8 protein-coding genes are annotated in these 6,466 nt (G+C 66.1%); all 8 read left to right on the plus strand.

What is annotated here, in order from left to right; genetic code table 11:
- The first annotated feature begins 16 nt into the window (after nucleotides 1-16).
- The gene (locus LLH00_00800; protein ID MCE5269805.1) at nucleotides 17-667 is read left to right on the plus strand and encodes a LysE family translocator; all 651 of its coding nucleotides are present in this window, start codon (nucleotides 17-19) and stop codon (nucleotides 665-667) included.
- An 89-nt stretch (nucleotides 668-756) separates the two neighbouring features.
- A complete protein-coding gene (gene glgA, locus LLH00_00805; GenBank protein ID MCE5269806.1) occupies nucleotides 757-2,247 on the plus strand; it encodes a glycogen synthase GlgA in 1,491 nt (496 codons plus the stop codon).
- Nucleotides 2,237-2,902: a 5-formyltetrahydrofolate cyclo-ligase gene (locus LLH00_00810; protein ID MCE5269807.1), complete on the plus strand. Its 666-nt coding sequence runs from the start codon at nucleotides 2,237-2,239 to the stop codon at nucleotides 2,900-2,902. Before glgA ends, LLH00_00810 begins: the two co-directional genes overlap by 11 nt.
- Before the next feature lie 115 nt (nucleotides 2,903-3,017).
- On the plus strand, nucleotides 3,018-3,563 hold the full coding sequence (locus LLH00_00815) for an arginine decarboxylase, pyruvoyl-dependent (protein ID MCE5269808.1): 546 nt from the start codon (nucleotides 3,018-3,020) through the stop codon (nucleotides 3,561-3,563).
- A gap of 10 nt (nucleotides 3,564-3,573) precedes the next feature.
- Nucleotides 3,574-4,464, plus strand: coding sequence for an agmatinase (gene speB, locus LLH00_00820; protein MCE5269809.1), 891 nt, complete (start codon nucleotides 3,574-3,576; stop codon nucleotides 4,462-4,464).
- A gap of 18 nt (nucleotides 4,465-4,482) precedes the next feature.
- Nucleotides 4,483-4,938, plus strand: coding sequence for a GatB/YqeY domain-containing protein (locus LLH00_00825; GenBank protein MCE5269810.1), 456 nt, complete (start codon nucleotides 4,483-4,485; stop codon nucleotides 4,936-4,938).
- A gap of 298 nt (nucleotides 4,939-5,236) precedes the next feature.
- Nucleotides 5,237-6,070: a hypothetical protein gene (locus tag LLH00_00830; GenBank protein MCE5269811.1), complete on the plus strand. Its 834-nt coding sequence runs from the start codon at nucleotides 5,237-5,239 to the stop codon at nucleotides 6,068-6,070.
- Nucleotides 6,071-6,073: 3 nt separating this feature from the next.
- Nucleotides 6,074-6,466: hypothetical protein (locus LLH00_00835; GenBank protein ID MCE5269812.1), on the plus strand; the 393-nt coding region annotated here is incomplete at its 3' end.

A 6,466-nucleotide genomic window follows, 5' to 3' on the forward strand; every position in this document is an offset into this window, starting at 1 on the left:
CATTCAGGGAGGGATGATGGACAGCTTGGCCGGCATTTTCCTGGGCTCATTCCTGATCGGGTTCTCCGGCGCGATGATGCCCGGGCCGATGTTCGTGGTGGTGGTGGGGCAGAGCCCGCGGCGGGGTTTCATGGCCGGGCCGCTGGTGGTGCTGGGCCACGGCCTGCTGGAGGCGACCCTGGTCGGCGCGGTGATCCTGGGCCTGGCCCGGCTGCTCAGCGCCCCGACTGTCATCTCGACCGTGGCCGTGATCGGCGGCCTGGTGCTGCTCTACATGGGCGCCGACATGCTGCGCTCGGCCGGACGGCTGAGCCTGTACGGCGCTGAGGGCGATACCGGGGCCGTGGCGGAACGGAGCCTCCACCCGGTCCTGTCCGGCATCCTGACCAGCCTGGCCAACCCCTACTGGACCATCTGGTGGGCCACGGTGGGCCTGGGCTACCTCCTTCTGGCCGGAAAGCTCGGCTGGGCCGGGCTGACCGCTTTCCTGAGCGGCCATGTCCTGAGCGACCTGGTCTGGTACACGGCGGTCTCCTCGCTGGTCTCCGGGGGACGGCGCTGGCTCACCGACCGGGTCTACAGGGGCCTCATCCGGGCCTGCGCGGTGGGACTGCTATTTTTCGCGCTCTATTTCGGCTGGCACGGCCTGAGCGGCATCCAGGTCTGAGCGCCAGCCGGATTTAAGCTCCGGACTGTCCGGTCCGGGCTCCTGTGGCACGTTACCCGATCGTTTATCCCTGTATGGGAACTACTGCGATGAAATGCAACGACATGCATGTTCTGTTCGCCGCGTCGGAAATGGTGCCTTTCGCCCAGACCGGCGGGCTGGGGGATGTGATCGGGGCGCTGCCCGCGGCCCTGGCGCAGCTGGGGCTGAAAGTCTCGGTGGTGCTGCCCTGCTACCGCGGAGTGCTCCAGTCGGGCCTGGACCTCAAGCCAGTGCCGGGGGAATATTCGGTCCCGCTGGGCGGGCGCGGTCTGGGCTACAGCCTGCTCGAGACCACGGTGGACGGGGTGCAGCTTTATTTCGTCGACCGGCGGGATTTTTTCGACCGGGACGGCCTGTACCTGGACAGCAGCACCGGCGCGGACTGGTTCGACAACGGGGAGCGGTTCGCCTTTTTCAGCCGCGCCGTGGTGGACCTGGCCCTGGTCCTGGAGCCCAGGCCCAGGATAGTCCACTGCCACGACTGGCAGACCGGCCTGGCGCCGGCCTACCTGTCCACCCTGTTCGGCCAGGACCGGCGTTTCGAGCACACTGCCAGCGTGTTCACTATCCACAACATCGGCTACCAGGGGATTTTTCCCAAGGATTTTCTGCCCCAGACCGGTCTGGACTGGTCGGTGTTCACCCCGGAGGGGCTGGAGTTCTACGACCGGATCAGCCTGCTCAAGGCCGGGATCGCCTATTGTGACGCCCTGACCACGGTCAGCGTAAAATACGCCGAGGAGATCCAGACTGAGGAGTACGGTTTCGGGCTGGACGGGGCGGTGCGCGCCCAGAACCAGAAGCTGCACGGTATCCTCAACGGGGCCGACTACTCCCGCTGGGACCCGTCCACGGATGAGTCCCTGCCCCGGCGCTACAGCCTGGAGGATTCCTCGGGCAAGGACGAGTGCAAGAAGGCCCTTCTGCGTGAGATGAATCTCGACCCGGATGGCGGCCGCCCGCTGATCGGCATGGTCACCCGCCTGGCGGCCCAGAAAGGCATCGATATCCTGCTTGGCGCGCTCGACCGGATCATGGAACAGGAGGTGAACCTGGTGCTGCTGGGTCAGGGCAGCCGCGAGCTGGAGGAGGCCCTGAGCTGGCAGGAGGGGCGTTTCCCAGAGCGTATGCGGGTGCATATTTCCTTCGATGAGCGCCTCAGCCGCCTGATCGAGGCGGGGAGCGACTTTTTCCTGATGCCCAGCCGCTACGAGCCCTCGGGCCTCAACCAGATCTACAGCCTGCGCTACGGGACTGTCCCCATAGTGCGCGCCACCGGCGGACTGGACGATACGATCCTGGATGTGGAGGACGCCCCGGTGGCGGGCAACGGTTTCAAGTTCCAGCCCTACACCTCCGAGGCCCTGGCCGGGTGTGTCGAGCGGGCGGTGCGCTTCTACCGCGAGCGTCCCGCCGACTGGAAGAAGCTGATGGAGCGGGCGTTCCGCGAGGATTTCTCCTGGCCGCGCTCGGCCGAGCGCTATCTGGAGGTCTACTGCTGGGCCAGCGCCCGCCGCAGTGGCCGTAATGTCACCTGACACACTCGATCCGCCCGAACGGAGGACTGCCCTGGAAACCTGTCCCCCCGACAGCCGCGGCCCGCTCCGGGCGGCCAAGGACGCCCTGCGCCGCACTGTGCTCGAACGCCGCGCCGCGCAGGCGCCTGAACTCCTGGCGCAATGGAGCCGGTCGGTCCGGAGCCGCCTGGAGGGCCTGGCCCTCTGGCAAAGCTGCCGTTTCCCCTGCATCTACATCAGCGCCAAGCCCGGCGAGGTGGACACCCACGGCCTGATCCGCGGCGCCCTGGAGTCGGGAAAGCGGGTCTGCGTGCCGCTTACCCACCCCGGCGATCCGGAGCTCGAGATAATCGAGATCACCCACCTCGACCCGCTGGTGCCCGGCCCGTTCGGCCTGCTCGACCCCGCCCAGGAAAACCGGAAGTCCCTGATCGCGCCCGCCTGGGACCTTGTGCTTGCACCTGGCCTGGCGTTCGACCGGCTCGGCCACCGGATCGGGTTCGGCCGCGGCTACTATGACCGTCTGCTGCGCCGTCGCCGGGTGGCCGCTGCGGCGCTGGCTTTTTCGTTCCAGATCATGCCTGAATTTGCCGTCTCGCCCGAGGATATCGACATGGATTATGTCGTTACGGAGCAAGAGGTTGTCCATGTCTGCCGGAACAGGGTCACGCCCTGAACCAATATTCTTTACTTTTTCAGTCTGATTTGATATTATAAATTTCTGTTCCGTGAATTGACGGCCAGTCGATTTCTCCCGCGAAAACCGTAACTCACTCGGAGGATGAAACGAGTTGTACGTACCGACCAGGATATTCCTCACCAAGGGAGTCGGCCATCACAAGGAGAAGCTCACCAGCTTCGAGATGGCTCTGCGTAAGGCCCGGATAGCGCAATTCAACCTCGTGAAGGTTTCGAGTATTTTCCCGCCCCGCTGCCGGGTCGTGCCGCGCTCACGAGGACTGGCTACCCTATTCGCGGGGCAGATAGTCCATTGCGTGATGAGCGAGCAGAGCACCAACGAGCCGCATCGCCTGATCAGCGCCTCGATCGGCGTGGCTGTGCCCAAGGACCGTGAGAAACACGGCTACCTGAGCGAGCACCACGGTTTCGGCCAGACCCAGCAGCAGGCCGGCGATTACGCCGAGGACCTCGCCGCCGACATGTTCGCCACGATCATGGGTTTCGAGGTTGACCTCGAAGCCAGCTACGACGAGAAGAAAGAACTCTGGAAATTGGGCAACGAGATAGTCCACACCGCCAACATCACTCAGTCCGCGGTCGGTTCCAAGGACGGGGGTTGGACCACGGTGATCGCGGCGGCGATCCTGATCAAGTAGCGTGACGACAATGGAACGACTCAATTTTCTGAACCCAACTGCCGGCCCGACGGGTCTCGATGCCTGCCGGGCCGTGATTCTGCCGGCCCCGTTCGAGCGCAGCACCAGCTACGGGCACGGCGCCGCGCTGGGACCGGCCGCCATTATCGAGGCCAGCCAGCAGGTGGAGGAGTATGATCCGCTGCTGGGGATCGAGACCACCGCTTTCGGCATACACACCGCCGCGGCGGTGGACGATGACCCCGCGCTGCCGGCCGAAAAGTACCTGGAGCGCCTGGAGCAGGCCGTAGAGTCCTACCTGGAGCGCGGCAAGCTGGTGGCGACCCTGGGCGGCGAGCACAGCCTGTCCCTGGCCCCCTGGCGCGCGCACCAGAGGCGTCACCCCGGCGCCGGCATCCTGCAACTGGATGCCCATGCCGACCTGCGCGACAGCTACGAGGGCGATCCCTACAGCCACGCCTCGGTGATGCGGCGTATCCTGGAGACAGGTCCCGCCGCGGCCGTGGCCGTGGGCATCCGCAGCCTCTGCCGCGAGGAGGCCGAGCTGTACGCCGCGGGCCGGGTGCTGCTGCTGGATGCCCGCACGGTGGCCATGAGCGCCGACTGGATCGAGCGCGCCGTGGCCGCCCTGCCCGGGGAGGTCTACCTCACTATCGACGTGGACGCCCTCGACCCGGCGGTGGCGCCCTCCACCGGCACGCCCGAGCCGGGCGGCCTGTCGTGGTATCAAATGCTGGCCCTGCTGGATGCGGTCACCGCGCGCAAGCGGGTGATCGGTTTCGACCTGGTGGAGCTGGCCCCAAACACCGGCGTGCAGTACCCGGATTTCACTTGCGCCAAGCTGGTCTACCATCTGATCGGCCTGGTGCTCACACGCACACCAGCGGCGGGACGAGCCTGAAACCGCCGGAGGTGAAAGATGTCGCTGGAACAGAGACTGTTGGATGACCTCAAGGCGGCGATGAAAAGCCGCAACGAGCTGGAGACCAGTGTCCTCAGGATGCTCAAGAGCCAGCTCATGCTGAAAAAGACCGAGAAGGAAGGCGTAAAGGAGCTGAGCGACGAGGTGGTGAGCGAGGTGTTCGCCGCCTACGGCAAGAAAATCGCCGAATCGGTGGATCAGTTCCGCGCCGGCAAGCGCCAGGACTTGGTCGAGCGCACCGAGGCCGAGCTGGCCGTGATCCGCCGCTACCTTCCCGAGCCGGCCAGTGAGGAGCAGGTCCGCGCCGTTATCGCCGAGGTGGCCGCCTCGGTGGGAGCGGCCGGCCCCCAGGACATGGGCAAGGTGATGGGGCCCGCGATGGCGCGCCTCAAGGGCCGGGCGGATGGCGGCCTGGTCAGCCGTCTGGTGCGCGAGCACCTGGCCGGCAAGTGAGCCGCCGGTATCTGACGAGTGAATCACGAGCGGGCCGTTTCCGGAAGCGGACGGCCCGTTGCGTTTGAGGCTAATTTGAAGTCTTAAGTACAGTTTCCGCCTTCTGTGAAGCGGTCAGCGGCAGAATGTCCTGTGCAGAGGCACGGTGCGCCGTGCCCAAGCCCCGGAGTGCTATTGTACCGGGCAATGTAGGGGCAGTTCATGAATTGCCCCTACGGCATGGTCCGGGCATAAGCTGCCACGCTGATGAACATGGTTAAAAGAACGTGAGTCGTTCACGTAGTCGAGGAATGAGCGAATGAGCGAAGCCAAGAAGATCGTACTGACCGGCGGGCGGGTGGTCACCCCGCTGGGTGTGGTGAGCGCCAACGTGGAGATCGGCGGGGGCCGTATCCTGCGCGTGGGCGATTTCCCGGCCGCGGGCGGCCCCGGTGTGACAGTGGTCCGCCTTCACGACAGCTACGTGCTGCCCGGGCTGATCGACATGCATATCAACGACGGGGTCTCGATCCTGAGGGGGCTCAAGACCCCCGAGCAGCACGCCGCCCGTCTGGCCGAGGTCAGCCGGGGGCTTCTGCCCCTGGGGATAACCGGCGTGTTCATGGCCACCCTGGCCTCGCCTCTGGATGAGCTGGAGGCCTACCTGGCCGGGATGGACCTGTTCCGCGAGCGCTGGAAAGCCGCCCCAATGGGCACGGAGCTTTGCGGCGCGCTGATCGAGGGCACGTTCATGAACCCCGAGAACCACGGGGCGCAAAATCCCGACTACATGTATCCGCCCTCGCGCGAGGTGCTGGACCGTCTGCTGGCACACCCCAGCGTGCGCATGGTCAATATCGCCCCCGAGTTCGGGGACACGAGCCTGGAGCTGATCGCCTACGCCGCCGGCCGTGGGGTGATCCCGGCCGCCGGGCACTGCAAGCCCACCGCGGACCAGCTCGGCCAGGCCGTGGAGCGCGGCCTGCGCTACATCGTGCACATGTACAACGGCCCCACGGGCAGCAGCACCAAGACCTTCGACGGCGGGGGGATGCTCGAGGGCGCGCTGCGGGATGACCGGGTCACCGCCGAGCTGATCGGCGACCTGGTGCACGTGGCCCCGGCCGTGGTGCGCGATGCGATCGGCCGCTAGGGCGTGGACCGCGCCGTGGCCGTGAGCGATGTGATGTTCCCGGTGGACGCGCCGGAGGGCGAGTTCGAGCTGAACCGTATCCTCGGCCGCGCGGATGACAAGGGTGAGTACCTGTACGTGACCGGACGGCGCGGCATGGATGGCACAATCACCGAGGTTAAAAGCGGCGAGATACGCGCCAGCAATGTCAAAGTGCTCTACGGCGCCGCGGTCAACCAGGACCGCGTGTTCGCCAACATGGTGGGCCTGTTCGCCGCCGAGGTGGAGGGCAACTACGTGAAGCGCCACCCGGGCCTGCCGCTGGATGAGGCGGTCTGCTGGGCCTCGCGCCTGTGCTCCACCAACGCCGCCCGCCTGTCCGGGTTGCTGGACGGCTCCAGCGGGCGCAAGGTGGGC

Source organism: bacterium, assembly GCA_021372515.1.
Classification (GTDB): domain Bacteria; phylum Gemmatimonadota; class Glassbacteria; order GWA2-58-10; family GWA2-58-10; genus JAJFUG01.

Excerpts from the sequence above, each read along its gene's own strand:
- LLH00_00800 (MCE5269805.1), top strand. The coding sequence starts at position 17 with ATGGACAGCTTGGCCGGCATTTTCCTGGGCTCATTCCTGATCGGGTTC.
- LLH00_00825 (MCE5269810.1), top strand. The coding sequence starts at position 4,483 with ATGTCGCTGGAACAGAGACTGTTGGATGACCTCAAGGCGGCGATGAAA.
- LLH00_00810 (MCE5269807.1), top strand. The coding sequence starts at position 2,237 with ATGTCACCTGACACACTCGATCCGCCCGAACGGAGGACTGCCCTGGAA.
- glgA (MCE5269806.1), top strand. The coding sequence starts at position 757 with ATGAAATGCAACGACATGCATGTTCTGTTCGCCGCGTCGGAAATGGTG.
- LLH00_00830 (MCE5269811.1), top strand. The coding sequence starts at position 5,237 with ATGAGCGAAGCCAAGAAGATCGTACTGACCGGCGGGCGGGTGGTCACC.
- speB (MCE5269809.1), top strand. The coding sequence starts at position 3,574 with ATGGAACGACTCAATTTTCTGAACCCAACTGCCGGCCCGACGGGTCTC.